This window comes from Desulfobacterales bacterium, assembly GCA_021647905.1.
Classification (GTDB): Bacteria; Desulfobacterota; Desulfobulbia; order Desulfobulbales; family BM004; genus JAKITW01.
On the sequence record JAKITW010000004.1, the window covers coordinates 22,669 to 47,016 of the forward strand.

Annotated in this window: 27 protein-coding genes; 15 read left to right on the forward strand and 12 right to left on the reverse strand. The window is 61.1% G+C overall.

What is annotated here, in order from left to right:
- Positions 1-15 precede the first annotated feature (15 nt).
- Positions 16-282, forward strand: coding sequence for a hypothetical protein (locus L3J03_01165; protein ID MCF6289605.1), 267 nt, complete (start codon positions 16-18; stop codon positions 280-282).
- A 205-nt stretch (positions 283-487) separates the two neighbouring features.
- Here L3J03_01165 and L3J03_01170 read toward each other — a convergent pair whose 3' ends face one another.
- Positions 488-1,126, reverse strand: a complete 639-nt coding sequence (locus L3J03_01170) for a manganese efflux pump MntP family protein (protein ID MCF6289606.1) — start codon at positions 1,124-1,126, stop codon at positions 488-490.
- A gap of 75 nt (positions 1,127-1,201) precedes the next feature.
- Positions 1,202-1,606, reverse strand: a complete 405-nt coding sequence (locus L3J03_01175; protein MCF6289607.1) for a hypothetical protein — start codon at positions 1,604-1,606, stop codon at positions 1,202-1,204.
- 508 nt (positions 1,607-2,114) lie between these two features.
- On the opposite strand from L3J03_01175, the gene L3J03_01180 reads away from it, so the two are divergent.
- From L3J03_01180 to L3J03_01190, 3 genes are all read left to right on the forward strand, one after another.
- Positions 2,115-3,086, forward strand: a complete 972-nt coding sequence (locus tag L3J03_01180; protein MCF6289608.1) for a KpsF/GutQ family sugar-phosphate isomerase — start codon at positions 2,115-2,117, stop codon at positions 3,084-3,086.
- A 68-nt stretch (positions 3,087-3,154) separates the two neighbouring features.
- Entirely contained in the window at positions 3,155-3,361 is a 207-nt protein-coding gene (locus tag L3J03_01185) for a CooT family nickel-binding protein (protein MCF6289609.1), read from the forward strand.
- 4 nt (positions 3,362-3,365) lie between these two features.
- Positions 3,366-3,605 (forward strand): hypothetical protein, encoded by a 240-nt coding sequence (locus L3J03_01190; protein ID MCF6289610.1) that lies wholly within the window; start codon positions 3,366-3,368, stop codon positions 3,603-3,605.
- A gap of 82 nt (positions 3,606-3,687) precedes the next feature.
- Here the strand turns inward: L3J03_01190 and L3J03_01195 are convergent, their stop codons facing one another.
- From L3J03_01195 to larB, 7 genes are all read right to left on the reverse strand, one after another.
- Positions 3,688-4,197, reverse strand: coding sequence for a hypothetical protein (locus tag L3J03_01195; GenBank protein ID MCF6289611.1), 510 nt, complete (start codon positions 4,195-4,197; stop codon positions 3,688-3,690).
- Between the two features lie 43 nt (positions 4,198-4,240).
- Positions 4,241-4,873 carry an HAD family hydrolase gene (locus L3J03_01200; GenBank protein ID MCF6289612.1) on the reverse strand — a complete coding sequence of 211 codons (633 nt, stop codon included), beginning with the start codon at positions 4,871-4,873 and terminating at the stop codon, positions 4,241-4,243.
- Between the two features lie 2 nt (positions 4,874-4,875).
- A complete protein-coding gene (locus tag L3J03_01205; GenBank protein ID MCF6289613.1) occupies positions 4,876-5,703 on the reverse strand; it encodes a phosphoribosylformylglycinamidine synthase subunit PurQ in 828 nt (275 codons plus the stop codon).
- Between the two features lie 62 nt (positions 5,704-5,765).
- Positions 5,766-6,458, reverse strand: coding sequence for an HD domain-containing protein (locus L3J03_01210; protein MCF6289614.1), 693 nt, complete (start codon positions 6,456-6,458; stop codon positions 5,766-5,768).
- A 20-nt stretch (positions 6,459-6,478) separates the two neighbouring features.
- Positions 6,479-7,297, reverse strand: coding sequence for a YkgJ family cysteine cluster protein (locus L3J03_01215; GenBank protein MCF6289615.1), 819 nt, complete (start codon positions 7,295-7,297; stop codon positions 6,479-6,481).
- Positions 7,298-7,304: 7 nt separating this feature from the next.
- Complete coding sequence (gene secD, locus L3J03_01220; GenBank protein MCF6289616.1) at positions 7,305-9,878, reverse strand: protein translocase subunit SecD; 2,574 nt, start codon at positions 9,876-9,878, stop codon at positions 7,305-7,307.
- Between the two features lie 270 nt (positions 9,879-10,148).
- Positions 10,149-10,904 (reverse strand): nickel pincer cofactor biosynthesis protein LarB, encoded by a 756-nt coding sequence (larB, locus tag L3J03_01225; GenBank protein MCF6289617.1) that lies wholly within the window; start codon positions 10,902-10,904, stop codon positions 10,149-10,151.
- 68 nt (positions 10,905-10,972) lie between these two features.
- Here larB and L3J03_01230 point away from each other — a divergent pair, with 68 nt between their 5' ends.
- The gene (locus L3J03_01230) at positions 10,973-12,013 is read left to right on the forward strand and encodes a cation diffusion facilitator family transporter (protein MCF6289618.1); all 1,041 of its coding nucleotides are present in this window, start codon (positions 10,973-10,975) and stop codon (positions 12,011-12,013) included.
- A 74-nt stretch (positions 12,014-12,087) separates the two neighbouring features.
- The gene (locus L3J03_01235) at positions 12,088-12,843 is read left to right on the forward strand and encodes a 16S rRNA (uracil(1498)-N(3))-methyltransferase (protein MCF6289619.1); all 756 of its coding nucleotides are present in this window, start codon (positions 12,088-12,090) and stop codon (positions 12,841-12,843) included.
- Between the two features lie 44 nt (positions 12,844-12,887).
- Here L3J03_01235 and L3J03_01240 read toward each other — a convergent pair whose 3' ends face one another.
- On the reverse strand, positions 12,888-13,835 hold the full coding sequence (locus L3J03_01240) for an HD domain-containing protein (protein MCF6289620.1): 948 nt from the start codon (positions 13,833-13,835) through the stop codon (positions 12,888-12,890).
- 201 nt (positions 13,836-14,036) lie between these two features.
- On the opposite strand from L3J03_01240, the gene dtd reads away from it, so the two are divergent.
- The 9 genes from dtd to sucD all read left to right on the forward strand — a co-directional run bounded on the left by dtd (position 14,037) and on the right by sucD (position 22,791).
- On the forward strand, positions 14,037-14,486 hold the full coding sequence (gene dtd / locus L3J03_01245) for a D-aminoacyl-tRNA deacylase (protein MCF6289621.1): 450 nt from the start codon (positions 14,037-14,039) through the stop codon (positions 14,484-14,486).
- A gap of 78 nt (positions 14,487-14,564) precedes the next feature.
- Entirely contained in the window at positions 14,565-14,924 is a 360-nt protein-coding gene (locus L3J03_01250) for a hypothetical protein (GenBank protein MCF6289622.1), read from the forward strand.
- 239 nt (positions 14,925-15,163) lie between these two features.
- Positions 15,164-16,009, forward strand: coding sequence for a rhomboid family intramembrane serine protease (locus L3J03_01255; protein MCF6289623.1), 846 nt, complete (start codon positions 15,164-15,166; stop codon positions 16,007-16,009).
- 47 nt (positions 16,010-16,056) lie between these two features.
- On the forward strand, positions 16,057-16,533 hold the full coding sequence (locus L3J03_01260; GenBank protein MCF6289624.1) for a phosphate-starvation-inducible PsiE family protein: 477 nt from the start codon (positions 16,057-16,059) through the stop codon (positions 16,531-16,533).
- Between the two features lie 15 nt (positions 16,534-16,548).
- Positions 16,549-17,202, forward strand: a complete 654-nt coding sequence (gene hypB, locus L3J03_01265) for a hydrogenase nickel incorporation protein HypB (protein MCF6289625.1) — start codon at positions 16,549-16,551, stop codon at positions 17,200-17,202.
- On the forward strand, positions 17,199-19,514 hold the full coding sequence (hypF, locus tag L3J03_01270; GenBank protein ID MCF6289626.1) for a carbamoyltransferase HypF: 2,316 nt from the start codon (positions 17,199-17,201) through the stop codon (positions 19,512-19,514). Before hypB ends, hypF begins: the two co-directional genes overlap by 4 nt.
- 3 nt (positions 19,515-19,517) lie before the next feature.
- Complete coding sequence (gene hypD, locus L3J03_01275) at positions 19,518-20,618, forward strand: hydrogenase formation protein HypD (protein MCF6289627.1); 1,101 nt, start codon at positions 19,518-19,520, stop codon at positions 20,616-20,618.
- An 83-nt stretch (positions 20,619-20,701) separates the two neighbouring features.
- Complete coding sequence (gene sucC / locus L3J03_01280; protein MCF6289628.1) at positions 20,702-21,889, forward strand: ADP-forming succinate--CoA ligase subunit beta; 1,188 nt, start codon at positions 20,702-20,704, stop codon at positions 21,887-21,889.
- 23 nt (positions 21,890-21,912) lie between these two features.
- Positions 21,913-22,791: a succinate--CoA ligase subunit alpha gene (gene sucD / locus L3J03_01285; protein MCF6289629.1), complete on the forward strand. Its 879-nt coding sequence runs from the start codon at positions 21,913-21,915 to the stop codon at positions 22,789-22,791.
- An 80-nt stretch (positions 22,792-22,871) separates the two neighbouring features.
- On the opposite strand, the gene L3J03_01290 is transcribed toward sucD, so the two are convergent.
- Together L3J03_01290 and L3J03_01295 are read right to left on the reverse strand one after the other, a co-directional pair.
- The gene (locus L3J03_01290) at positions 22,872-23,927 is read right to left on the reverse strand and encodes a response regulator (protein MCF6289630.1); all 1,056 of its coding nucleotides are present in this window, start codon (positions 23,925-23,927) and stop codon (positions 22,872-22,874) included.
- 21 nt (positions 23,928-23,948) lie between these two features.
- On the reverse strand, positions 23,949-24,335 hold the full coding sequence (locus tag L3J03_01295) for a response regulator (GenBank protein ID MCF6289631.1): 387 nt from the start codon (positions 24,333-24,335) through the stop codon (positions 23,949-23,951).
- Between the last annotated feature and the right edge of the window lie 13 nt (positions 24,336-24,348).

A 24,348-nucleotide genomic window follows, 5' to 3' on the forward strand; every position in this document is an offset into this window, starting at 1 on the left:
CAGAGGACGGAAGGCATGGCCAGACAGGATAACCAACGGCTGCAGCAGGCGATTCTACAGGTGGTGCGGCAACAGATAGAACAAGAAGATCCACCCGAGACCAAACAGACCCTGGAGCGGCTGCTGTCAGAAGGCTTTTCCCAGGGCGAGGCCCTGAATCTGATCGGCTACGTGGTAACCGCCGAGGTGATGGGAGTGATGGAAGAGGGCCGCCGCTTTGACCGGGACCGGTTCGTGGCCGCGCTTTTTGCCCTGCCCAAGCTGCCCTGGGAACAGGAATAGTGAACAGTGAATAGTAAAATGTGAATAGTAAAATGTGAAATGTTTTAAGATAACAGGGTGGGATGTTTGTTTTTTTCACTATTCACATTTGTCGGTCTCGCAACAACCCGCTCGACGGACGTGTGTCATGTTGTAACTTGTTGAGTTCATTCTGTGGCATTTGAAGCATTTCGGGTTGTTACGGGTTCATCACATTTCACTGCCCCTAAAACACTCCGTGCCGGCGGAGGATGTTGATCCCGATGGCCAGGAGTACCAGGCCGCCGCCGATCTCGGCCCGGGAACCGATCCGGGAATTGCGGCCCACCAGGCATCCCAGCCGGAGTCCCGCCGCGGTCAACAGCATGGCCACCAGGCCGATCAGCGCGGCGGGCAGCCAGATCGATACCTTGAGCAGGGCAAAGCTCAGGCCCACTACCAGGGAATCGATACTGGTGGCCACCGACAGCATCACCAGGGTAACGCCCCGGGTGGGGTCCACCTTGTCTGCCTGGTCCCCAGGCCCCTTTATTCCGTCGAGCACCATTTTTACAGCCACCAGGGCCAGGAGAACAAAGGCCACCCAGTGGTCAATGCCCTTGATCAGACCCCGGACAGAGAGACCGCCACCCCAGCCAACGATGTTCATCCCGGCCTGGAACAGCCCGAAGTGAAAGGCCAGCCTGAAGAGTTGCCGGCCGGTTACCCGGCAGAGGGAAACCCCGGCGGCCACGGCCACGGCAAAGGCGTCAACCGCCAGGGCCAGGGCGATCAACAGAATGGTGGGCAGGTCCATGGCCACCCTTATAATCGACCCGCTGTCAGGTGACAACCATTTCCCGGCAGCTCTTCCCGGTTCGGGCATTAAAAAAGCCCCGCCCGGCAAATCCGGACGGGGCTCTTCAAGGGAGGAGAAAAAAACAAGGGGAGGGGGTCTCGATTAATTCCTCATCCCACCACAACCGGGGCCGGAACCAGGCCCACGGGAACCGGGACCGCTGCAGTCACAGCCGTTCCGCGTCAGCCCGGCCTCTTCGGCCTTTCCGCGCATGGTGTTTCTCAGTTCGAAAAGTTCGCCGGTCAGCCTGCCCACCGCCTTTGCATCCGGGTCCTGCCGGTGCATCTGGGCGTTCAGTTCAGCACTCTTGACCACGATCTGCTTGCGCAGCTCCACGGTATCCTCAAAGAATTTCTGCTGTGCCGCCGCGGTCTTCTCGTCAATCCGGGTCTCGTTGTTGCTGCACTGTCCCTGACCATAACCGCGGGCATCAACACTCTGCGCCGCCGCAAATCCCAGGGTAACCATTATTGCCACCGTCACGATCCATTTAGCCTGCTTCTTCATAAGTCACCTCTTTTAAGCAATATGTTCATCCTCAATACGGGCCCACCTCTTTAATACCCATCGACCAGATATGTTGCCTTGTCTAATTCATACATCCTTCACGAACCGTGCCATCTCATTTTTTTGTTGCCAACCCATCGTGATAAACTCGTAACAATCCGAAAGGATTCAAATGCCACCTAATAAAATCAACAAGTTACAAGACGAATCCCGTCCGTCGAGCGGTTGTTGCGAGAGCGACAATCGTTATTAAAGAAAATATTATCTAACCACCCTGGCAGGAGAAAGGGAGATGACCGGGATAATGTTCCCTTTTTACCCGAACCGCGAGCGGTTCCTGGGTATTTTTTATGCATCTTCGCTGCTGAAGGAACCGGGCCGCGCTTGGTTTTTCCGCTGAATAGAGGTAAAATGTCTGTTTTGGGCCGCAGCCACAACCAACAATAAAAATCTCTCCGGACAGCGGGCTTCGTCCGGCATGACTTTCATATAAACAACAGGAAAATTGATGTCCATAGCAAAAGCAAAAGAGGTGGTCAGGATCGAGGCCCAGGGCCTGCTTGCCCTGGCGGAACAGATCGGCCCTGAGTTCGACCGGGCCATCGAGGTTATCCTGGCCTGCCCGAGCCGGGTGATCCTTACCGGGATCGGCAAATCAGGGATCATTGCCCAGAAAATCGCCGCCACCCTGAACAGCACCGGCACTGCCTCCTTTTTTCTCCATCCGGTTGAGGCCATGCACGGCGATCTGGGGATCGTTGATTCCCGCGACGTGGTGGTGGCAATCTCCTACAGCGGTGAGACCGCGGAACTGAACCTGCTGCTCACCAGCCTGCGGCGGCGGCAGATAACGATCATCGCCATGACCGGCAATCCCGACTCCACCATGGCCCGGTTCGCCGAGGTGAACCTGAACGTTGCCGTGCCCCGGGAGGCCTGCCCCCTGGGACTTGCCCCCACTGCCAGCACCACCGCGGCCCTGGCCCTGGGCGATGCCCTGGCCGTTGTTCTCCTGGGAAAAAAACGGTTCAAGGCCAGCGATTTCCGGCGCAACCACCCCGGCGGCAGCCTGGGCGAGCGGCTCAAGGTCAGCGTCTCCGAGGTGATGTTCACCGGTGACCAGATCCCGGTGGTCCAGCACCATACCCCCCTGACCGAGGCGGTTGCGGTATTGAACGACAAGAACCTGGGCGCGGTCCTGGTGGTGGACCAGGACCGGCGGGTGGCGGGAATTCTCACTGACGGCGATATCCGCCGGCTGGTGGCCAAATCCATTGACCTGACCAACCGGGTGGCGGCCGACGACATGACCCCCGGGCCCAAGACCATCGATGCCACCCTGCTGGCCGCCGATGCCCTGAGCATTATGCAGCGCCACGAAATCACCACCCTGCCGGTCACCGACCCGGACGGTTTCCTCAAGGGCATCCTGCACCTGCACGATCTTCTCGGCAAGGGTGAATTCCGGTTTCTGGTGTGATATAAGAACCGTTCGAACCGTTCGAATGGTTAAGCGTTTGAACTGATTAAAATACGCGAGGTGAAAATATGTGTCAGATGCGGGTTGTGCTTGAGCATGACGCCCAAGAGGAACTGATCATGGAGAACGTCTCCCTCCTGGAAAGAACCGGGGCGGGAATCCGGGTCACGGCCCTGTTCGAGGAGCCAAGGGAGGTATTGGCGGCAATTATCCATAAAATAGATTTCAACAGCAACACCGTGACCCTGGTGCGGGACAGCGAGCAAGGAGGGTAATCCAATGACCGACCTGGAAAAACTGCGGGTCCTGCTGCCGCACTGGATCGAACATAACCGCAGCCATGGTGCGGAGTTCTCCAAGTGGGCGGCCCTTGCCCGCCAAGCGGATGACCCGGAAACCGCGGCCTTAATCGAGCAGGCCGCGGGCCGCCTTGAGGAAGCCGAGGCGCTCCTGGAGCAGGCCCTGGAACGGCTGGGCGGACCCACCGGGGAACCGCATCACCACCATCATCACGAATAAAAAATACCACGCCTTGCGGGCGTGGTATTTTTCTTTACCCATTGTCACGCAGCCTGGCACCGTAGAAGCCGCCGAAATCCGCTCACTCGTCCGTGCGCTCAAAGGGCCGGAGTTGGCCCGGCAGGACCGCCCCGCCGATCTGGATGATTCCCTCTACCGTAAGCAGCCAGAAGGAGGCGGGCTCGGCCTTGATCCGTTCATCCAGGAGCGGAGAGACCCAGTGGGAATCGTCCTCCAGGTTGTAGAACACTGAATCGATCCCGAAAAAACCGTCCAGCAGGTGGGCAATGGTGTGAAAGACCTTGCTGCCGCTGCCCTGGTCCATCTCCCGGATGGCGGCCAGACTCTCTATCCCTTCCCGGTTAAGCTCCTCCAAGAGTTCACCGACCACCCGCCGGTTGGCGGCAACACCCTGCTCCAGCCGCTGCCAGAACCCGGGCGCGTCACCGCGCAGCGCCGCCGGGGCCGCGATCCGCACACTGTCGTAGCGGACCAGTTCGGTGCGGCTGAAAAAACGGCGCACCTTGGCCTCACAGGTTGAAAAGTCAGCGCCGGCAACAAGAATCTCGTGGGAATACACCTGGGGTTCCATGGTCGCATCCTGTGCTTTCCGGGCAAAAACCCGTAGCGTAAATCTACCTGTTCCGGAAAAAGGGCAGCTCAACGATCTCCATGAACCGGTTCACATGGTATCGGGCCGGCAAGGCCGGGTTCTTAAAGGCGATCAGCTCCATTCCCACCCCGGCGCAATGTTCCCGGTCCACCATTGAGTCGCCGATAAACACCGCCTGGTCAACATTTACCCCGAAATGGTCAAGGATCACCTCCAGGGCCTCGCCATGGGGCTTGGGCCGGGTCACGTCCAGGGCGGTGACCACCTTGTCAAAATAGGGTTCAAGTCCGAACATCGCCATCAACGCCGGCATGGTGTTGGTCCGGTTGGTGCTGATCGCGGTATGGATACCCGGCTTCAGCCAGCAGAGAAACTCCACCAGGTCCGGTTCCATGACCATATGCTTGAGAAACGGGGTATAGTCCAGTTCCCGGCGCAATTGATGCACCGCCTCGATCTCCGCGGCCGGATAGTGGCGGAAGATATGGGCCACCGAGTCCATCACATTATGGCTGTGGACATAGTCGAGTTCCCCGGCATCCATGGGAGGATGACCGAACCGGGTCAGCAGCTGGTTATAATATTCACGGTTGGAATCACGGGAATCGAACATCACCCCGTCGCAGTCAAAGACCACCAGTTTGAGTCGGCTCATGGCTAAAGGAGATTCCTGCGGATAAAATCAATACCGTTGCGGAACAGGGCCACCCCCTGCCCCTCTTCGGGCAGCTCCTCCCGGGTCCAGCGCGGATGGTTGGTCCGGTGGAGAAAGGCCTCCGGATGGGGCATCAGGCCGAACAGCCGGCCGCTGGGGTCGCAGAGCCCGGCAATGGCGTTGATCGAGCCGTTGGGGTTCAGGGGATATACCGAGGTCGCCTCCCTGGTCTCGGGATCGCAGTAACGCATCGCCACCAGGTGTTCCGCCCGGATCCGGGCCAGGGTGGCCTCGCTGTCAGTGACGAACTTGCCCTCCCCGTGCCGGACCGGATAGTAGAGATAATCCAGCCCCCGGGTAAACACGCAGGGCGACTCCGGGTCCACCGCCAGGGTCACCCAACGGTCCTCGAACCGGCTGGAATCGTTGTAGATCAGGCTCACCACCCGGTTCTCGTGGTTGTTGTCAAAACCGGGCAGCAGCCCCATCTTGGCCATCAACTGAAAGCCGTTGCACACCCCCAGGACCAGCTTGCCGGCATTGATAAATCGCTGCAGATGCGCAAACAGGCGCTCATTGCCGCCGGCCAGGGTGGCGTAGCGGATCCGGTGCGCCCCGGCCTGGCCGGCCCCGAGATCGTCGCCGTCAAGAAAACCGCCGGGCAGGTTGAGAAAATGATAATCGTCCAACCGGTATTCACCATGGAGGAGTTCGCTCATGTGAACGATATCGACCCGGTCGGCGCCGCCCAGCCTGCAGGCATGGGCCATCTCCATCTCACAGTTGGTGCCGTAGCCGGTGAGCACCATGGCATGAACCGTTTTCGCCATATCCCTGTCCCCTCACAATAACCTGATAAATTATAAACTCAACACCCGGACCCGGGCCGCTCTTATTCGGTGGCAATATGACCGCGGCCGTTGATCTCCTTTTCCAGCCGCTCGAAAAAAACCTCCATAAAGGCATGCCGCTCCCGGGCCAGCCGCTGTCCCTCCGGGGTGAGCAGCCGGTCCTTGATCTTGGACAGCTTGAACCTGAACTCCCGGTAGGCGGTATCCTCGGTGGAATAGGAACGGCTGGTAAGGATATCCACCTCGCCGTTATGGAGCTTGGCCCCCACCTGACCGGCAAACAGAAAGGCCCGGCCGATGCCGATCGCGCCGATGGAGTCCAGCTTGTCCGCGTCAAAGAGGATCTTGGCCTCAAGACTCTCAGGGGCCTTGTCGTTCCGGTAGCGATGGGTTTCAATGCAGTGGGTAATGGCCTTGATCCGCTCCGGGCTAAAGTTGAGATCAGCCAGGATCTTGCGGGCCAGTTCCGCGCCCTTTTCCGCATGGCAGATCCCCCCCTTTTCAGCCATTTCGTAGCGCCTGCCAATATCATGGAGCAGGGCGGCGCCACTCAACACCTCCAGGTCAGCCCCCATCAGCCGGCCGATATGCAGGGCGGTCCAGTGTACCCGTTCGGCATGGTCCGGACCGTGGCAGCCACCCTCGCCGTCGCGGTACTCGGCAGCGACCCGCCGTAAGGTCCTGGTCGTTTCTTCTCCCAAGGGGATGGTTTCCTTTACATCGGTACTATCCACAGCTCCTATCCTTAACGGAATCATACGGATTCGGCAAAACCCTTTTTTTTATTATTAGGGTCCAGCCCCTTTTTTATCCCTTGCGCAAGTCGATCACCCCCCAGCAACAGGGTCTGCAGCCAGCGGACCCCCAGCCGCAGCAGTTCGGTATCATTGTCCAGGGCCGCCTCCCGGGTCGCCGGGTCAAGGGTAAAATCCTTGCCAAGTCCCGGCCCGGCCACCAGGGCCCGGAATTCATCCAGCCGGTACAGGGCAAGGATGAACCGGTCGCGCTCATCCTTGCTCAACACCAGCCCCCTCCTGACCCGGGGGTGGTGGAACAGAAAGAGCAGCTCATCGTTGATCCGGTTGTACTCGAGCAACCCCTGGTCCGCGATCCACTGGTCCACGGTCCAGGTCCGGGCCTGGTCATTAAAGCCCCGGCAATGGGGCTCCCTGACCAGGACATGGAACTCCTCCCGGCGGGCGTTGCGGCCGAGCATCGCGGCCCGGCCCACCGGATAGGCCCGGCAGGCGCCGGGCCGGCCGTTATAGACCGCGCAGCCGGCGGTTGAGACAAATGGGCAGCTGGCCCGGCCGTCATCCACCATGCCGAGATAGAAGCGGGGAAAGGTTTCACCCGCCTCCTGTTCGATCACCACATGGCGATCCAGGAACTCGCTGTTGGTCAGACCCAGTTCCCGGGAGAGCCGCAGGGCGTCATAGGGGGTCAGGGCCAGCTCCAGCTCCCGGCAGCACCCGGTAAAACAGACCACCCCGGGATGGCAGGCAAAACAGAATGTCTGGTCCCGGCCAAGTTGTTCAACATGGTCCGGCAGGTGTAATCCCTGGGTCAACATTCCGGTCTTACTCCTTGCGCCACAGGGAAAGCAGCGGGCTGGCCACAAAGATCGAGGAATAGGTCCCCACCAGGATCCCGACCAACAGGGCGAAAGAGAAATCGTGGATCACGGTGCCGCCCAGCAGGAACAGGGCCAGGAGCACAAAGGCGGTGGTCAGCGAGGTAACCATGGTCCGGCCCAGCACCTCGTTGACGCTCAGGTTGATGATCCCGGCGAAATCCTTTTTTACCAGTCCCTTGGAGGCCTTGTTCAGATTCTCTCGAATCCGGTCAAAGACCACCACGCTGTCGTTTAAGGAGTAGCCGGCCAGGGTAAGGAGCGCGGTGACGATGAGCAGGGTGATCTCAATGTCCAGCAGCCAGCAGATGCCCAGAACCACCAGCACGTCATGAAAGGTGGCAATGGCCGCGGCAAACCCGAAGGTCAGATCAAAGCGGACGGCCAGGTAACAGATTACCCCGATCAACGAAATGGCGATGGCCAGCAGGGCCTTGTCCCGCAGCGCCTCGCTCACCGAGGCGCCGATTTCGGACTGGCTCTCCATGATAAAATCATTGCCCGGTATCTCAGCGGCCAGGGCCTTGGAGATGGCATCGCCGAGGTTGCCGACCACGGCCTCTGATTTCTTCAGCTTGACGATCAGCCGGTTCTCGTTCACCACCTGCTGCAGGTCCACCCCGCCCAGGCCGTGGGCCTGCAACGCCTTGCGCACCTTGTCCAGTTCAAAGGAGCGATCGGCATGGTACTGGATCATGGAGCCGCCGGCAAAATCCACCCCCAGATTGGCCTTGCCCCGGACGATCTGGATAAAGGCGACCAGGCCGATTAACACAAAAATCCCGGATACGGTAAAGGTGATCTTTTTCAACCGCATGTAGTCTATTTTGGGAATACCGACAACCTGGACAAATTTAATCGGCCGCAGCCAGCGCTTGGCGTACAATACGTCATAGACCGTCCGGGTGCCGAACAGGGTGGTGAACAGGTTGAAGAGCACGCCCAGGGAGAGGGTGACGGCAAAACCCTTGATCGGTCCGGTACCGAAAAGAAACAGGGCCAGGGCGGTGATCAGGGTGGTCACCTGGGAGTCGACAATGGTCCAGAAGGCCTTGTCATAGCCACCCTCGATCCCGGACTTGACCGACTTGCCCAGGGCAAACTCCTCGCGCATCCGCTCAAAGATCAGCACATTGGCGTCCACTGCCATGCCGATGGTGAGGATGATCCCGGCAATACCCGGCAGGGTGAGGGTGGCGCCCATGGCCGCCAGCCCGGCAAAGAGAAAAAGGATATTGAGCATCAGGGCAAAATTGGCGTTAAGCCCGGAAAAACGGTAATAAAACACCATGAAAACCATGACCAGCGCTGTGCCGAGCAGGCCGGACATCAGGCCGCGGTCAATGGAATCCTGGCCCAGGGAGGCGCCCACGGTGAGATTCTGGATGATCGACACCGGCGCCGGCAGGGCGCCGACCCGCAGGACAATGGCCAGGTCGTTGGCCTCCTCATAGGTAAAGTTACCAGTGATCTGGGCGCTGCCGCCCAGGATCTTCTCCTGGATCACCGGCGCCGAACGGACCACCTCGTCAAGGATGATCGCAAAGCGCTTGCCCACGTTCTTCTCGGTGATCTGACCAAAGATCCGGCCACCGCGACCAGTGAAATCAAGGCTGGTATAGGGCTCGTTAAAGTTGCCGCCGATCCGCACCTGGGCGTTCTTGACCATGTCGCCGGTCATCAATACCTGGCTTTTGATCAACAGCGGAGTTTTCCGCTCCTGGCCGGTCTTGGGATCGACCTGCTTCTCGAAATAGATCTCCGTGCCGGGCGGCAGACGGTTCTGCAGGACCAGGTTGAGCTTTTTCCGGCCCTCGCCCGGGCGCCATTGGCCACTGTTCTCAGCCTCGCGGACCAGGGCCCCGGGGTCCACCCCGGCATCCTCGGCCAACAGCTTGAACTCCAGCTGGGCGGTCTGCCCGATCAGGTCCAGGGCCCGGTCCGGGTCCTTGATCCCGGGCAACTGCACCACGATCTCGTCCTCGCCCTGGCGGATGATCACCGGTTCGGACACCCCGAACTGATCGATCCGGTTACGGATGATCTCCAGGGACTGGGCCACTGCATTCTTGTGAATATAGGCGACCTCCTCGCTGGTCAGGCTCAGCAGGACCCGGGGAAAGGAGCCTTGCTCGGTCTGGACCTCGATATCAAGGTTGGGGAAATCGTCCTTGATCACCTCCCGGACCGTGTTCAGGCTGTCGATATTGGGCAGGGTCAAGCGCACCACCCGCGGGTCGTCGGACTTGGTGCGCACCGCGGACACCCCTTTCTCGGCCAGACTTTCCTTCAGGTCGCTGGCCGCCAGGTCCAGGGTGTTTTCCAGGGCCTTGTCCAGGTCAACCTTGAGTACCAGATGCATGCCGCCCTGGAGGTCAAGACCGAGACGCAGCCCCTGCGGGGCCAGATACTTGCTCCACCATTCCGGGGTGGAGGGAAACAGTGACGGCGCCAGAATCACGCCGGCAAAGGCGATCGCCACCATCAAGGTGGCGATCTTCCATTTTATGGTTCTATTCATTCACCAGACTCCTAATAAACTTTCAGCTTTGACAAACCAGTAACAACTATTCCCACGCCGGCAAAGGAACCGGTGCGACTCCAGGGCCGCCGAACAGGCGCGGGCAGACAGGCGCGGGCAGACATACATCAAACCGGTCGATTATACCCTACCTGCAAGATGTGTCAATTTGCATTCCCGGATACTATGATCAGTTACCAGTCAAACTCCCGGCCCACACCGCCCCGGTCCGGGGGGATGAAACAGGGAAACGGTCCTGTTGTATAAAAATCAACCCCTGTTGATCGCCGCCGCCATGCAGGCGGCGCCGAAACCGTTGTCGATATTGACCACCGCCATGCCCGGGGCGCAACTATTGAGCATTCCGAGCAGGGCGGCGAGCCCGCCGAGACCGGTGCCGTAACCAACACTGGTGGGCACGGCAACAACCGGCCGGGCCACCAGGCCGCCCACCACGCTGGGCAGGGCACCCTCCATGCCGGCGACCACGATCAGCACAATGGCGCTGTCAAGCAGTTCCCGGTGGGCCAGGAGCCGATGGACCCCGGCCACCCCCACGTCGTTTACCAGGGAAACCGGATGGCCCAGGGCCCGGGCCGTAACCAGGGCCTCCTCAGCCACCGGCAGGTCCGAGGTCCCGGCCGACAGCACCAGGATCCCGCCCCGGGCGTCCGGGCATGGCTGAAAATTTTTCTCCGCGCCGGTGAGCATCCGCGCGGTCCGGTGGTAGACAAGATCGGGAAAACGAACCCGGACCGGACCGGCCTTGTCCGGGTCCACCCGGGTGGCGATCACCGGGCCGCCCGAGCCAACCATCTTGCCGATGATCCCGATGAGTTGGGCCGCGGTCTTGCCCTCGCCGTACACCACCTCCGGCATCCCGGTGCGCAGGGAGCGGTGATGGTCGAGGCAGGCAAAGCCCATCTCCTCGCTGGGCCAGTGCCGCAGCCGGTTCAGGGCCTCGTCGATCCCGCAACCGCCGTTCTTGACCTGCAGAAGCAGCTCCTTGAGCCGGGTTGCATCCATGGATCATTCCTTGACATTAAAGAAAATCACTTGGCAAAAACAACGATCACCTGGTACATCTGGCAGAAATGACTTCCCCTGCTCACCAACAAACCGTGCCGGAATCAAGGCTCCGTTACCCGGCCATCCGCCGGGCGGCGAGAGTGGCACTGCTGACCTCGTTCCTGCTCCTGATCGTCAAGTTTATTGCCTACTATCTCACCGATTCCAAGGCGATCCTCTCCGATGCCCTTGAATCAATCATCAACGTGGGCACCGGCGCCTTCCTGGTAATGACCGTTGCGATCAGTTCCCAGCCGGCCGACCAGGACCATCCTTACGGACACGGCAAGATCGAGGCCTTTGCCGCCGGCCTGGAGGGCGGGCTGATCATCTTTGCGGCAATCATGATCATGGTGGAGGCGGTGCCCGCCTTTTTCAACCCCAAGCCGCTGACCAACCTGGGACCGGGTCTCTCCCTGGTGCTGGCGGCCGGCTTGATCAACCTGGGGGTCGGGCTTTATCTACTCCATTCAGGGAAAAAACTCAAATCCGATGCGCTCCGGGCCGACGGCCACCACCTGCTCACCGATTTCTATACCAGTGCCGGGGTGATCGTCGCTCTGCTGCTGGTCCGTTTTACCGGTATTGTCTGGCTCGACCCGCTGATCGCCTGCCTGGTGGCGGTAAACATCTTCCTGCCCGGCATCAACCTGGTCCGCGGCGCCGGACGCAACCTGATGAACAAGGCAGACCCGGAACTGCTCGACCGGATCGTTGCCTGCCTCAACGAGATCAAACAACCGGGCTGGCTCTATCCCCACAAGCTGCGGGCCATCCGCTCGGGCCGCTACCACCATGTTGATCTCCACATCTCCATGCCCCATTACTGGACCCTGGACAAGATCCATGCAACGGAACAGGAGATCACCGAGCGGCTGCTTGAGGCCATGGGCGAGGAGGGGGACGTGATGATCCATGTGGATCCATGCGAGCCGGAGTACTGCCCCGACTGCCGGGTAACTTCATGCGGGGACCGCAAGGGCGAACAGCGGAAATCCGGGGCCTGGACCGTGAAAGAGGTCATTGCCCCCCGCGGCTTGAATGACAAACCTGAACCGCGGGAATGACCAGCCGCCGGGCAAGGAGTGTACTCGACAGGTGGTCGCGCCACCCGGTGAACGGTTACAAAAAAAGAGGGATCATGCGACACTTCTTTATCGATCCGGCCGACATCTCCGGCGCAAAAGCGGTCATCACCGGCCAGGAGGCCCGCCATCTCACCACCGTACTCCGGCTCGGGCCGGGGCAGAGAATCCATCTTTTTGACGGCACGGGCGCGGTCTATGTCGCGGAGATCAGCCATACCGGCAGGGGGGCGGTCGAGGCGACCATTTTGAAAACAGAGCAGGAGAAACAGGGACACGGCCCGCGACTCCACCTGGGACAGGCCCTGGTCAAGGCCGGCAAGATGGATCTCATCGTTGAGAAGGCGACCGAACTGGGGGTGGCCGCGATCCATCCCTTTGTCTCCCGCTACTGCGCCATCCGGCCCGGCGCCGAACAACAACAGCGCCGGCTCGAACGGTGGCGGAGAATCACCCGGGCCGCCTGCAAACAGTGCAACCGGCCGCTGCCGCCGGACTGCCCGGCGCCGGTCCCCCTGGACCAATTACTGGCAACAGCCAGGGAATACGATCTGAAGATAATCTTCTGGGAAGAGGAGAAGAGCCGGAGCCTCACCGGGTTGTTCCCCGGGGCCGCCAAGACCGGCCCGCTATCATTGCTGGCCCTGGTCGGCCCGGAGGGCGGCTTCAGTGAACAGGAAGTGCTTCAGGCGATTGCCGCGGGCTTCATCCCGGTGGGCCTGGGCCGCCGGCTCCTGCGCGCCGAGACCGCCTCCCTGGCCGTGGTTGCCATCCTCCAGTACCTGCTGGGCAACCTTGAGCAACAGTCCTGAACAACTGGGCCGGCCCCTGACCCGGGCTTCCTTTACCCGGCGGACTAATCGCCCCTGGCCGGCGCCTTTGTCTCTTTGTCGATGAAATCCCTGAGAATGCCGCCGCGCCGCAGCTTTTGCTCGAAGCAGTCCTCATCGCCCCGGCATAATTCGTCGATATAGTTCAGGTGGTTGATGTTCCGGGCAATGGCCTCGGCGTAAAGATCGCGGCCAAGTCCCCAGCGCTCATAAAAGTGGCGCTTCATCACCAGGGCGATATTGTCAAGTTCGTTGATCAGGCGGGTCTGGACCACGGAGCGGTGAAACTGTTCGGTTTTCCTGAGCATCTCCAGTTCCGACTTATAGCCCGGAATCCCGCCCTCCCCGAATTCCTTGAAGAGCAGCGGCAGTTTTTCCAGGTACTTCCGATCCGCCATCTGGGCGAGCAGATCCACCGTGCCCAGGGCCTTGCCGAGCAGGGCGCAGCGTTCATTGCGAAAGGGGATCTCACCGGGCGGCAGGGTCAGAATCGTACAGTTGATCATCTGGGAACAGTCGCTGATCTCCTCGGCGTTAAAATCCAGGCCGGCGAGATAGCCGCTCATCAGCCGGATGCTCCGCTGTTCATGGCCAAGGGTATACTTGGCGCCTGTTCCCTCGATATCATCATCGGTCTGGATCAGGCCGGTGTCGTGAAACAGGGCCGCGCAGAGTCCCAGGAGCACCTCCCGCCCGGAAAACCGCTGTCCTTCGAGGGAGAGCCCGTGCAGCAGCCGGGACATGGCCAGGGTCACCATCAGGCTGTGGTCAAGGTCGTGATAGGCGGTATTGCTGGCCTGGTACCCGGGAAAATCACCGGAGAAAAGCTTGACAATGTCGTTAAAGATCTGCTCAAAGGTAGTGGAATCGAAATCAGCGGAAATCAACCCGGCAATATGGATGATTTCCATCCGCAGGGCCGGGGGGGACTCATCGGCAAGCAGGTTGTGCAGGCGGTATTTTTTATTATCCATCTCGGCGGCCCGAAGGGAGAGATCCTCTGCGGCACAAGGAATTTCTGTCCAATATCACCTGGTTACTCTTCCATAATCAATACACGATATGCTATGAATAACAAAACAGCAACCTCTTTTCACAAAAGCGGCCGCATGATCGAACAGGCCGTGCGGACACAGCGTGACAGTGTCTGAAACAGAACCGGAGCAGGGAAAACCATGCGGGCGGTGGTACAACTGGTGAACAAGGCCACGGTCCGGGTCGGCGGGCGGACCGTGGGCGCGATCGGCAGGGGGTTGATGGTCCTGCTCGGCGTGCATGCGGAGGACACGGCCAAGGATGGCACGCTGCTGGCCGGCAAGATCGTCAACCTGCGAATCTTTGCCGATGACCAGGGGTTGATGAACCGGTCGCTGCGCGAGGTGAACGGCGAGATGCTGGTGGTGTCGCAGTTCACCCTGTACGGCGACTGCCGCAAGGGCCGGCGGCCCTCCTATGCCAGCGCGGCCCCGGCCGAGCTGGCCGACACCCTGTACCGGTTTTTCGTCAATGAGGTGAAAAAAAGGGGGATACGGACCGCCACCGGTGAATTCCAGGCAATGATGGAGGTGGAACTGGTCAACTGCGGCCCGGTCACCCTGATGCTCGATTCACGCAAGGGGCTCTGAACAGAGCCCCTTGCTTATCCCGGGGCCAAGGGTCAACACGAGACCGCCGGCCGCCACTGTTTGAGGTAACAAGCACTGATGGAAAATCATAAACTGGTCCTTCCGGTAAGTTTAAATCAATATGGCTATCTGTTCGGCGGCGACCTGCTGAAATGGGTCGATGAGTATGCCTGGATCACCGCAACCATGGACTACCCGGGGTGCAACTTCGTTACCAGGGGGATGGATAAGGTCGTTTTCAAGAAAAGCGTCCGCCAGGGCACCATCCTCAAGTTTCTCGTTGAAAAGACCAGGGCCGGAACCACCTCCGTGCAATACTGTGTCCACGTCTATCACGGCAACAGCACCGCGCAAGAAGATCTGATCTTTTCGACCCGGGTCACATTCGTGCGGATCAACGAGAACAGCGAAAAGATCCCGCTGCCCCACGCAGACTGACCCCGGCGGCCAGGAAAACCTTGAAACTTGGCCCCTGGAACACGTACAATGGAAGCAATACAGTTGAAAACACACACCCGAGGTGCAGATATGGACCACACCCCGCGCAGCGCCATTCTCCAACGCGACAGGAAATCATACGCCATTGTCCCCCGCACCCCGGTGGGGATGAAACAGGAAGCTGCGAGCCGGAAACAGGGCCGCGCAACCAATCCCCCGCCATCCCCAGGATTAAATAGATGACCCGATCCAGAACCGGACCGCTGCTCTGCCCCAACTGTAAGAAGCTGATCAGCACCTATGTAACGGAATGCCCCTACTGCGGCCTGTCCCGGCCCGGAGCCCGCTGGAAACAGCTGCGCTTCCCGGACGCGGACAACGGCGCGGCCCTGATCAGGCTCCTGATCGGGGCCAATGTTGTGATGTATGTCATTTCCCTGCTCTTCAACCCGGCGCAGACCGGTCTGTCGATGAACCCGCTCACCTTTCTCGCGCCCAGCAATGTCAGCCTCTGGCTGCTGGGCGCCACCGGCTCCTATCCCCTGCTGGTTGAACACCGCTGGTGGACGCTCATTTCCGCCAGCTACCTGCACGGCGGCATCCTCCATATCCTCTTCAACATGATCGCCTTGAACCAGCTCGGCCCGCTGGTGATCAGGGAATACGGGGCCGCGCGGATGTTCGTCATCTATACCGGCGCCGGAATCGGCGGCTACCTGCTCTCCGCCCTGGCCGGGGTCTCCCTGACCATCGGCGCCTCGGCCGCGGTCTGCGGGCTGATCGGCGCGGCCCTTTATTACGGCAAGAGCCGGGGCGGCGCCTATGGCCGGGCCGTGTACCGCCATGTGGGCGGCTGGGTGATCAGCCTGTTTATTTTCGGCCTCCTGGTACCGGGAATCAATAACTGGGGCCATGGCGGCGGCATTGCCGCCGGCCTGCTCCTGGGCCTGCTCCTGGGCTACCGGGAAAGGCGGCCGGACACCTTTGCCCACCAGCTGCTGGCCGGCGCCTGCCTGCTGCTCACCGGGCTGGTGCTGGTCTGGGCCGTACTGTCCGGGGTTCTGGCCATGATGGCGGGCCACTGACCGGTCCTTGACAAAATCAAGACAACCATTGTAAGACGGGAGTCCCCATGCCGAAAAAAACCTCGCTGCTCAATGTCACCCTGCTCAGGCGGCTCTTGATCGCGGTCGACGACCTGATCCATTTCGCGGTGGCAGTGACCCTGATGATCTGCGCGGCCCTGATCCTGGTCCGGACCATTCCCAACCTCTTCCATCCCGATTCCAGCGCCATCCTCCACGTGTTGAACGACGTGCTGCTGGCCCTGATCGTCATGGAGCTGATGTGGCCCATTGTCCGCTTCCTGAAGCGGGAGGCCTTCAGCCTTAACCCGTTTCTCTACATCGGTATTATTTCCAGCACCCGGCGCATCCTCCTGATCGAGGCCGAGCACTCGATGGCTGCCCGGATAACCAGCGGCGGCGCGGAATGGCAGGCCCTGTGGCCGGTGCTGGTGGAACTGGGCGTCAATGTCGGGATCATCCTGGTCCTGGCCATTGCCCTGCGTCTTTTGTCGGTCTGCCAGCCGGAGAGAAGCAAGGGCTGAAAAGGGATACTCAACATGAAACGCGTACAGGTCGTTAAGAACATACTCGATGCCAACAGCAGGATCGCCATTGAAAACAACCAGCTGTTTGCCGACCGGAAACTGATCGTGCTCAACCTGATGAGTTCACCGGGCGCTGGCAAGACCACCCTGCTGGAAGAGATGGGCAAGGCATTTGCCGGCCGACTGCGGATCGGGGTCATTGAGGGCGACATCCAGACCAGTCTTGATGCCGAGCGGGTGGCGGCGGCCGGGCTGACCGCGGTGCAGATCGAGACCGACGGGGCCTGCCACCTGGATGCCAACATGGTCCGCAACGCCCTGGCCGAGCTGGACCTGGACGGACTCGACCTGCTGGTCATCGAGAACGTCGGCAACCTGGTCTGCCCGGCCGAGTTCAAGGTGGGCGAGAAGTGCAAGGTGATGATGCTGTCGGTCACCGAGGGCGACGACAAGCCGTTGAAATACCCCCTGATGTTCAAGGAGTCGGAAGTGCTGCTGATCAGCAAGATCGATCTCCTGCCCCATCTCCGCTGCGATATCGAACGGATGAAAGCAGCGGCCCGCTCGATCAACCCCGATCTCGTTATCATCGAGATCTCCGCCTATACCGGCCAGGGTCTCGATACCTGGCATGACTGGGTCCGGGCCCAGGTCCGGGGAGATTGAACAGGGGAATGGTCCGGGCTGAAATAATTGCCAGCGGCATTGTCCAGGGGGTCGGCTTCCGGCCCTTCATCTTTCGGCTGGCCCGGGGCCACGGCCTGACCGGTAGCGTGGCCAACACCCCGGCCGGGGTGGTGATCGTGGTCAACGGCCCGGAAAGGGAAGTGGATCGCTTCGAGGCGGCAATCAGGCCCGGTGCCCCGCCCCTGGCGGTAATAACCGAACTGACCACAATACGCCGCAAGATTGATCCGGAGCAGACTCATCCCGAGTTCCAGATCCGCGAGTCGATCCCGGCCGGGGAAAAAACCGGCCCGGTCACCCCGGACTCCGATGTCTGCCCGGCCTGCCTGGCCGAACTCCTCGACCCCGCTGACCGCAGATTCGGCTACCCCTTTATCAACTGCACCGACTGCGGCCCCCGCTATACCCTGATCAAACAGACCCCCTATGACCGCCCCATGACCGCCATGGTCGACTTTCCCATGTGCGCTGCCTGCCGGGCCGAATACCGGGATCCCACTGATCGCCGGTTCCATGCCCAGGCCACCTGCTGTCCTGACTGCGGCCCCCATCTCCTGCTGGTAGACGCCAGCAACCAGCCCCTGGGCTCAGACGATCCCCTGACCGCGGCCGCCACCCGGCTCCGGGCCGGGCAGATCGTGGCGATCAAGGGGCTGGGCGGTTTCCACCTGGCCGTGGATGCCACCAATGAACAGGCAGTGACCCGGCTCCGGCGCCATAAGGGCAGACCGGCCAAGCCGTTGGCGGTCATGGCCCCGGATATCGATACGGCAGCCTCCTTTGCCGGGATCAGCGACCATGAACGGGCCTGGCTTGCCGGGCCGCAGAAGCCGGTGGTGCTGCTCCGCAAAAAAAACCCCTTCGAACTGGCGGCCAACCTGGCCCCGGACAACCGGTATATCGGGGTGATGCTGCCCTATACCCCGCTCCATCATCTGCTCCTGGCCGGAGTGGAACGGCCCGCCCTGGTGATGACCAGCGGCAACCGCTCCGGCACGCCCATTGCCAAGGACAACGACGAGGCCCTTCTGCAGCTGGCCGGGATTGCCGACTGTTTTCTGCTCCACACCCGGCGGATCGTCACCCGGGTCGATGATTCAGTGCTGCGGCTCAATGACCGCGGCCAGGTCTCCCTGCTCAGAAGAGCCCGCTCCTTTGTGCCCACCGCCCTGGACCTGGCCGAAGACGCCGGCCGCACCCTGGCCCTGGGAGCGATGCTCAAGGACACGATCTGCCTGACCCGCAACCGGCAGGCCTTTGTCTCCCAGCACATCGGCGACCTGGATAACCTCGACACCCTCCGGAATTTAAAGGAGCTGATCGGTCATTTTACCGCCCTGCTCCGGATCGAGCCGGAGCTGATCGTTCACGACCTTCATCCCGACTACCCCTCCACCCGCTACGCCCGCGAACAGCACCTGCCCCTGGTGGCGGTCCAGCATCACCATGCCCATGCAGTGTCCTGCATGGCCGAGCACCGGCTGACCGGCCCGGTCATCGCCATAACGTTAGACGGCAGCGGTTACGGGCCGGACAACACCGTGTGGGGCGGCGAGGTGCTGGTGGCCGGATACGCTGACTATACCCGGGCCGCCCATCTCGCCCCGGTCCCCCTGCCCGGCGGCGAGGCAGCGATCCGCGAGCCCTGGCGCATGGCGGCCAGCCACCTGGCCCATGCCTTTGGCCCGGGGTTCCGGGAACTGGAGCTGCCGGTGCTCGACCATTACCGGGACAAGCTCATCCCCCTTGTCCAGATGATGGAAAAGGGGATCAACTCGCCACTCACCTCCAGTTGCGGTCGTCTTTTCGATGCGGTTGCCGCCCTGCTGAATCTACGCTACACTGTGTCCTTTGAAGGGGAGGCCGCGGCAATGCTGGAGATGGTGCTGCCTGGCCACGATCATGACCAGGGGGTCTACGACTTTGCGATCCGGGAAAAAGCAGGGGTGCCGGTGCAGTTGGACATTGCGCCGATCATCAAGGGGGTGGTCCAGGACCTCCGCGAACAGGTCCCGGCCCCGGTGATCAGCAGCCGGTTTCATAACACCCTGGCAGAACTCTTTGCCCGGACCGCCATGCTTCTCAGGGGACAGACCGGGATAAATCAGGTTGTGTTGTCCGGCGGGGTTTTTCAGAACATGACCCTGCAGACCGCGTTGAAGACACGCCTGGAACGCATTGGCTTTACCGTGTATGTCCATAACCAGGTGCCGGCCAACGACGGCGGCCTCGCCCTGGGCCAGGCCGTGGCCGGCCATGCGATCTTGCAGCGGCGCAATGGAAAGGGTTAATATATGAAATGGCTTGATTCCTATCGAGACCCGGAGCTGGCCGGCAGAATGGTCGCGTCCCTCAAGAAGTTGTCGCCAATGCCGATCAAGCTGATGGAGGTCTGCGGCACCCATACGGTGTCCATCTGCAGACACGGGATCCGCGACCTGCTGCCGGACACGATCACCCTTTCCTCGGGCCCGGGCTGTCCGGTCTGCGTGACCGCCACCGCTGAAATCGACAGCTTTATCAAGGCCTCGGCAATTCCCGGGGTGATCATCACCACCTTCGGCGATCTCCTCCGGGTGCCGGGCAGCCGTTCCTCGCTCCAGGAGGCCCGGGCCAACGGCAGTGATATCCGCACCGTCTATTCCACCCTGGACGCCCTGGAGATCGCCCGCAGCAACCCGGACCGCGAGGTGATCTTTCTCGGGGTGGGTTTTGAGACCACCACTCCGACGATTGCCGCGGCGATCCTTACCGCGGCCGCGGAAAAGCTGAAAAATTTCTCGGTGATCTCGGCCCACAAGCTGATCCCGCCGGCCCTTGAGGCCCTGGCCAGCGACCCTGAGATCAAGATCGACGGCCTGATCTGTCCCGGCCATGTCTCGATCATGATCGGCGCCAACGCCTACCGTCCCCTGGTGGATAAATATAAAATCCCCTGCGTGATCGCCGGGTTCGAGCCGGTGGATATTCTCGAGGCGGTGGCGCGGCTCGCCCGCCAGATCCTGGCCGGCAAGGCCAGGGTGGAAGTGGCCTATCAACGGGCGGTAAGCAACGAGGGCAACCGCCGGGCCATGGCCGTGATGGACAAAGTATTCGCACCCATTGACGGCGAGTGGCGCGGGCTGGCGGTCATCCCCGGCACCGGCCTGGCAATCCGCCCGGAATTCGCAGCCCACGACGCCTGCCAACGCTTCGATCTGACCATCACTGATGCCAAAGACCCGGCCGGCTGCGCCTGCGGCGATGTACTCAAATCGATCACCCAGCCCGATGCGTGCCGGCTGTTCGGCACCGCCTGCACCCCGGAACATCCCATCGGCCCCTGCATGGTCTCGGGCGAGGGGGCCTGCGGCGCCTATTTCAAATATCAACGCTCAGAAAACGGCAGACGTTAGACGGAACATAGTAATTCCCGGATGTTCAAGAAAATGCGGCTGAAACCTTCAGTTTTTCACCCCTGGTCGTTCTACTTCAAAAGATGAAAATCCACGAATACCAGGCCAAGGAGCTGTTCCGCAAGTACGGGATACCGGTGCCGGCCGGCGGCATGGCGACTACGGTTTCGGAGGCAGCGGCCCGGGCCCGGGAGCTGCCCGGGCTGCCGGCCATGGTCAAGGCCCAAGTCCATGCCGGCGGCCGCGGCAGGGGCGGCGGTATCAAGCGTGCCGCCACTCCTGCCGAGGTCGAGGCCCGGGCAAGCGAACTCCTGGCCATGACCCTGATTACCCCCCAGACCGGTCCGGCCGGCCGGATGGTCAGGAAAATCCTTATTGAACAGGCCCAGAACATTGCTCGGGAACTGTATCTGGCCATCCTGCCGGACCGGGCCAGCGCCCGGATCATGATCATGGCCGGTGCGGCCGGCGGCATGGCTATCGAGGAACTGGCCGCCACGGACCCGGACAAGATCGTCAGGGTGACGGTGGATCCGCGCAAGGGTCTGCAGCCAGCCGATTGCCGGGAAGTGGTCGGCGGCCTGGGCCTTAAGCCCGTGCTGATCACAGGGTTTACCGACCTGCTGGAGCGGCTTTATCTGCTTTTCGTGGAATGCGACTGCACGCTGGTGGAAATAAATCCCCTGGCGGCAACCAGCGACGACCGGCTCGTTGCCCTGGACGCCAAGATGGAGATCGACGACAACGCCCTGTTCCGGCAGCCGGCCCTGGCCGCGCTCCGCGACCCGGACCAGGAGGACCCGCTGGAGGCGGCAGCAGCAGCGGCGGCCAACCTCAACTATATCCGGCTGGACGGCAATGTGGGCATCATGGTCAACGGCGCCGGCCTGGCCATGGCCACCATGGACCTGATCAAGAACAATGGCGCCGAACCGGCCAACTTTCTCGATGTGGGCGGCGGTGCCAGGGCCGAGAAGGTGGAAAAAGGATTACAGATCATCCTGGCCGACCCCAAGGTCAAAGGGATATTGATAAATATCTTCGGGGGAATCCTCCGCTGCGACGTGCTGGCCGCCGGGGTGGTAGAGGCGGCTCGCAAAAACGAGATCACGGTGCCGATGGTGGTGCGACTGGCGGGAACCAATGCCGCGGAAGGGAAAAAAATCCTGGCCGGGTCGGGCCTTGATCTGATCATTGCCACCGACTTAAGCGACGCCGCTGGCAAGATAACCCAAATAGTAAATAACGGTTCAAACGCTCAAACGGTTTAAACGTTCAAACGGTTCAGAAAAAAATGGCCATCTTTGTTGACCGCAACACCAGGGTCCTGGTCCAGGGGATCACCGGCCGGGAGGGCAGTTTCCACACCCGGCAGTGTGTGGCCTACGGTACCCGGGTGAAGGCCGGGGTCACCCCGGGCAAGGGCGGCCGGGACCTGGACGGGATACCGGTGTTTGATACCGTGGCCGAGGCCCGGGCCGCCAGCCAGGCTGACTGCAGCCTGATCTTCGTGCCGCCCCCCTTTGCCGCCAATGCCATCCTCGAGGCGGCCTCAGCCGGCATCGAACTGATCGTGGCCATCACCGAGGGCATCCCGGTGCTGGACATGCTCAAGGTAAAAAATATCCTGGCCGACAGCGCCACCCGGCTGATCGGCCCCAACTGTCCGGGAATCATCACCCCGGGACAATGCAAGGTGGGGATCATGCCGGGGGCCATCCACCAGCCCGGTCCCATCGGGGTGGTCTCCCGCTCCGGCACCCTGACCTACGAGGTGGTCCACCAATTGAGCCGGCAGGGGCTGGGCCAGTCCACCTGTATCGGTATCGGCGGCGACCCGGTGGTGGGCACCAGTTTCATCGACTGTCTGCGGGCCTTTGAGCAGGACCCGGCAACCCGGGGGATGGTCATGGTGGGGGAAATCGGCGGCAGCGCCGAGGAAGAGGCCTGCGCCCATATCAGCGAACATGTGCGCAAGCCAATGGTCGGCTTTGTCGCCGGGCTCACTGCCCCGCCGGGAAGAAGAATGGGCCATGCCGGGGCCATTGTCAGCGGTAACAGCGGTGGAGCCCGGGCCAAGCTTGCCGCCATGGAGGCGGCCGGAATCGGGGTCTGCCGGGACCTGGGCCGGCTGGGCGAATTCTGCGCCGATTATTTCAAGCACGTTATCTGAACCGGCCGCCGGGCCCCGGGACCGGTTTGACCTGCAACCAAATGATGCTGCCCGGAGGGGATAGACACCGGGGCCGGTGTCTATCTGATCGGCAACCGGACCGTAAAGGTCGTTCCCTTTCCCTCCTCACTGCTTACGGAGATCATCCCGCCATGGGCCTGGATGGTCTTGAGTGCAAAGGTCAGGCCCAGGCCCGGGCCATAGGTCTTGGAAGAGAAAAAAGGGTCATAGATGTTCTTGATGGTCTCCCGGGAAATACCCTTGCCGGTGTCCGCCACCCGCACCTCGAGGAATCCGTTATTCCGCTGGCTGGTGATCTCCAGCACCCGGGTCGGGCCTTCCATGGCCTCAATGGCGTTCTCGATAAAAATAGCAAAGGCCTGTTGCAAGTTGTTCCGATCCGTTTGCAGCAGAGGCGGATCGGCCATCAGGTCGACCCGCAGGGTAACGCCCTTTTTTTTCATTTCGGAACGATACTGATCAAGGGCCGCGCCTATCAGTTCGTTGATATCCGTTTCCTCGAAATAGGAGACCACCGTTCCCTTGAGTTCGACCAGGTGAGTGACCATCTTCTCCAGGGCCTCGACATTCTCCAGGATAATCTGAAGGTACTTGTGGTTCGGGTCTTCCCTGGCCAGGTTTTTCTGGATCCGCCGGGCAAGCCCGCCGATGATCATCAACGGGTTGCGCACCTCGTGGGAGACCTCGCCCACCAGGTAATCCAGGGCCTCGGTCTTTTCCGTTGCCGCCAGTTTTTCACTGGCCTCCTTTTTGGCCAGCAAGGCCCGCACCCTGGCGGCCAGTTCCTTGTACTCAAAGGGTTTGGTCACATAGTCGTCAGCCCCGATATCAAGACCGTCGATCTTGTCCGGCAACTCGCTCTTGGCGCTCAGCATCAGCACCGGGATGTGCCGGTCCCGCTCGTCCGCCTTGAGCCGTTTGCAGACCTCGAGCCCGTTCAACTTGGGCATCATCACATCAAGGATGACCAGGTCGGGCCGGACCGCCTTGACCTGGTCAAGCGCCTGCTGGCCGTCATAGGCGGCGACCGTTTCATAGCCCTCGGCCCGGAACCGCTTGGTCAACAGCTCCACCGTATCGACAAAATCGTCTACAATCAGGATCTTCTTTTTCATCGCCGGGTCATCATCATCAGGTCATTTCCGATCCGGTTCGCCGAGGAACTGCTCGATCTGGCCGGGCAGCTCCCTGATATTGATGGGCTTGGTGATATAGCCGTCACAGCCGGCGGCCAGCGCCTTTTCCCGGTCGCCCTTCATCGCATGGGCGGTGAGGGCAATCACCGGAATGGCCTTGAGTTCCTCGCTGCTCTTCAGCCGCCGGGTAACCTCATGGCCGTCCATCCTGGGCAGGGAGATGTCCATCAGGATGAGGCCGGGCCGCACCTGCTCCACCAACCGCAGGGCCTCCTCGCCGTCAACCGCCTCCACCACTCCATAGCCGCGCGCCTTGAGTACCTTGGCCACCAGTTCGCGGCTGTCCCGATTATCTTCCACAACCAGCACTGTCTTTTTCGTTTCCATTCGGATGGTCCCA

Bases quoted from the DNA above. Each gene is read 5' to 3' on its own strand.
- L3J03_01165 (MCF6289605.1), top strand. From the start codon at position 16: ATGGCCAGACAGGATAACCAACGGCTGCAGCAGGCGATTCTACAGGTG.
- L3J03_01170 (MCF6289606.1), bottom strand. From the start codon at position 1,126: ATGCCCGAACCGGGAAGAGCTGCCGGGAAATGGTTGTCACCTGACAGC.
- L3J03_01175 (MCF6289607.1), bottom strand. From the start codon at position 1,606: ATGAAGAAGCAGGCTAAATGGATCGTGACGGTGGCAATAATGGTTACC.
- L3J03_01180 (MCF6289608.1), top strand. From the start codon at position 2,115: ATGTCCATAGCAAAAGCAAAAGAGGTGGTCAGGATCGAGGCCCAGGGC.
- L3J03_01185 (MCF6289609.1), top strand. From the start codon at position 3,155: ATGTGTCAGATGCGGGTTGTGCTTGAGCATGACGCCCAAGAGGAACTG.
- L3J03_01190 (MCF6289610.1), top strand. From the start codon at position 3,366: ATGACCGACCTGGAAAAACTGCGGGTCCTGCTGCCGCACTGGATCGAA.
- L3J03_01195 (MCF6289611.1), bottom strand. From the start codon at position 4,197: ATGGAACCCCAGGTGTATTCCCACGAGATTCTTGTTGCCGGCGCTGAC.
- L3J03_01200 (MCF6289612.1), bottom strand. From the start codon at position 4,873: ATGAGCCGACTCAAACTGGTGGTCTTTGACTGCGACGGGGTGATGTTC.
- L3J03_01205 (MCF6289613.1), bottom strand. From the start codon at position 5,703: ATGGCGAAAACGGTTCATGCCATGGTGCTCACCGGCTACGGCACCAAC.
- L3J03_01215 (MCF6289615.1), bottom strand. From the start codon at position 7,297: ATGTTGACCCAGGGATTACACCTGCCGGACCATGTTGAACAACTTGGC.
- secD (MCF6289616.1), bottom strand. From the start codon at position 9,878: ATGAATAGAACCATAAAATGGAAGATCGCCACCTTGATGGTGGCGATC.
- larB (MCF6289617.1), bottom strand. From the start codon at position 10,904: ATGGATGCAACCCGGCTCAAGGAGCTGCTTCTGCAGGTCAAGAACGGC.
- L3J03_01230 (MCF6289618.1), top strand. From the start codon at position 10,973: ATGACTTCCCCTGCTCACCAACAAACCGTGCCGGAATCAAGGCTCCGT.
- L3J03_01235 (MCF6289619.1), top strand. From the start codon at position 12,088: ATGCGACACTTCTTTATCGATCCGGCCGACATCTCCGGCGCAAAAGCG.
- L3J03_01240 (MCF6289620.1), bottom strand. From the start codon at position 13,835: ATGGATAATAAAAAATACCGCCTGCACAACCTGCTTGCCGATGAGTCC.
- dtd (MCF6289621.1), top strand. From the start codon at position 14,037: ATGCGGGCGGTGGTACAACTGGTGAACAAGGCCACGGTCCGGGTCGGC.
- L3J03_01250 (MCF6289622.1), top strand. From the start codon at position 14,565: ATGGAAAATCATAAACTGGTCCTTCCGGTAAGTTTAAATCAATATGGC.
- L3J03_01255 (MCF6289623.1), top strand. From the start codon at position 15,164: ATGACCCGATCCAGAACCGGACCGCTGCTCTGCCCCAACTGTAAGAAG.
- L3J03_01260 (MCF6289624.1), top strand. From the start codon at position 16,057: ATGCCGAAAAAAACCTCGCTGCTCAATGTCACCCTGCTCAGGCGGCTC.
- hypB (MCF6289625.1), top strand. From the start codon at position 16,549: ATGAAACGCGTACAGGTCGTTAAGAACATACTCGATGCCAACAGCAGG.
- hypD (MCF6289627.1), top strand. From the start codon at position 19,518: ATGAAATGGCTTGATTCCTATCGAGACCCGGAGCTGGCCGGCAGAATG.
- sucC (MCF6289628.1), top strand. From the start codon at position 20,702: ATGAAAATCCACGAATACCAGGCCAAGGAGCTGTTCCGCAAGTACGGG.
- sucD (MCF6289629.1), top strand. From the start codon at position 21,913: ATGGCCATCTTTGTTGACCGCAACACCAGGGTCCTGGTCCAGGGGATC.
- L3J03_01290 (MCF6289630.1), bottom strand. From the start codon at position 23,927: ATGAAAAAGAAGATCCTGATTGTAGACGATTTTGTCGATACGGTGGAG.
- L3J03_01295 (MCF6289631.1), bottom strand. From the start codon at position 24,335: ATGGAAACGAAAAAGACAGTGCTGGTTGTGGAAGATAATCGGGACAGC.